This window comes from Nocardia aurea (genome assembly GCF_003123685.1).
Lineage (GTDB): Bacteria > Actinomycetota > Actinomycetes > Mycobacteriales > Mycobacteriaceae > Nocardia > Nocardia aurea.
Window position 1 is genome coordinate 1 of the sequence record NZ_QCYJ01000044.1, and the last position, 1,880, is coordinate 1,880.

The window sequence follows — 1,880 nt, forward strand, 5'->3', positions numbered from 1 at the left end:
TGATGACGTCCCTCCCGGCCTCGTCGAACACGGCCGCTTTCGCGTAGTCGTCGAAGGCGCGCACGTAGAACGCGACGTCGTCGGGGTCGCGCAGCACCAGGTCCTTCGTCATGGTGGCGACGCCCACCATGGCCTCGTTGTAGATCCAGAAGCCGTTGATCGGGGCCGACGGCAGCTCGGCGGCGAAGGGGATGACGCCGAACTCCACGTTCGGCAGCGTGCTGACCGCGATGAGCCGGTCGAGCTGGCCGCGCATGACGTCGATCGGGGCGAGCCGGGTGCGCAGCGCCGACTCCGGCAGCACGAACCTGAACGTGCGGCTCCGGTCGTAGAGGATCTCCTGCCGCTGCATCCGCACGCGGACGGCCGCGTCGATCTGTTCGGGCGCGCTGTAGAGGCGCTTGACCTTGCGGAACACGTGCCTGGAGTATTCGGCGGTCTGCAGCAGGCCGACCACGATGTTCGGCTCGAAGACCCGGAACAGCCTGGTGCGCGCCTCCAGGTCGCGGATGTCCTCCTGGAGCGCGGCCAGGCCGCTGCGGTGACGCTGCTTCCAGTCGTCATGCCGTTCGAGCAGCGCGATGGCCTGCCGGATCAGCTCGTCCGCCGTCTCGGGAGGGGCCTGTACGGCCTGCGCCCACACGACGACGTCGTCCTCCGTCGCCGTCTGCCTGGCGTTCTCCAGGCGGGAGACCTTGGACGGCTGCCAGTGCAGCCGTTCGGCCAGGTCCTTGCCCGACAGGTGGGCGGCCTCGCGCAGCGAGCGGAGCTGGCTGCCGAGGTCGACGCGCGCCTGCTGAAAGGACGTCACGCCGCAAGAGGCTAGACCGGCGGGCAAGGGTCATGCCAGAGGCGAGTGCAATTGTGATCAACCAGTGGCTGATGTGTCAGCCGAGGCCGGGTAAGCGCTTGCTGGACCGCCGCCGGGCAGCACGCGGCGGGCGATCTCGGTGATGAGCTCGCGGGGCACCTCCACCGCCGTCTCGCCGTCGAGCGCGTGACGCAGGTCCGCGAGCGCCTCCGGGTCGGTGAGCTGGAGCCCCTGCACCACGATGGTCCCGCGGTCGGTCTCGTACAAGGTGGGGCAGGCGCCCGCCTCCGAGGTGGAGCCGAGGAACCGCATGCGCATGGACAGTCCTTCCCCCAACGCGTAGAGCAATTGCGCGCAATTGTACGGCTCACAGGGACATACGCGCTCGTTTCGCGAAAAATCACCACATTCGGTGCGAGTGGTCTGCGAACCGACAGGACCGGAACCTGGCGCGGCCGGGCAGGCCCGCCGAGCGGTCGGGCGGGCACGCGGAGCGGTCGGGCGGGCACGCCGAGAGGTCAGGCTTGGCCGACGCCACCCCGGATGATCTGCTGCGCCCTGGCGAACAGGTCCAGCGTGGTGGCGTGGAGCCGGTCGCCGATGTCGCGCGGCGCCCGCCCGGCGCAGGCGCGGGCATGGGTGCCCTCAAGCACGATGCCCAGCTTGAAGCAGGCCATGACGGCGTACCAGTCGACGGCCGACACGTCGCGCTCGGACACCGCCGCGTAGTAGCCGACGATCTCGGCGGGAGACGCCAGTCCGGGCACGTGGCCCGCGTTCATGGGCCAGGTGGCCAGCAGCCAGCCCAGGTCCAGCAAGGGGTCGCCGATGGTGGACATCTCCCAGTCCACGATCGCCGCCACCCGCGGGCCGTCGTGGGCGAACATGAGGTTCGCGAGGTGGTAGTCGCCGTGCATGACGCCCGGCGTGAACGTCCCGGGCAGGTTGCGCTCCAGCCACGCGGCCGTGTCGCCGAGCCCCGGGATGTCGGGGCCGGGATAGCCGCCGAGCCGGCCGTACGAGTCGAGCTCGGCCAGCCACCGCGGGACCTGCCGCGCCAGGAACCCCT

Annotated in this window: 3 protein-coding genes; all 3 read right to left on the reverse strand. The window is 70.4% G+C overall.

Translation table 11 applies throughout. The features are described 5' to 3' along the window. Nucleotides 1-811: helix-turn-helix domain-containing protein (locus DAT37_RS12430; RefSeq protein WP_109524925.1), on the reverse strand; the 811-nt coding region annotated here is incomplete at its 3' end. Between the two features lie 57 nt (nt 812-868). After that, entirely contained in the window at nt 869-1,129 is a 261-nt protein-coding gene (locus tag DAT37_RS12435) for a hypothetical protein (protein ID WP_109524926.1), read from the reverse strand. 200 nt (nt 1,130-1,329) lie between these two features. Then, the coding region (locus DAT37_RS12440; protein ID WP_157978457.1) for a phosphotransferase family protein at nt 1,330-1,880 on the reverse strand (551 nt) is incomplete at its 5' end.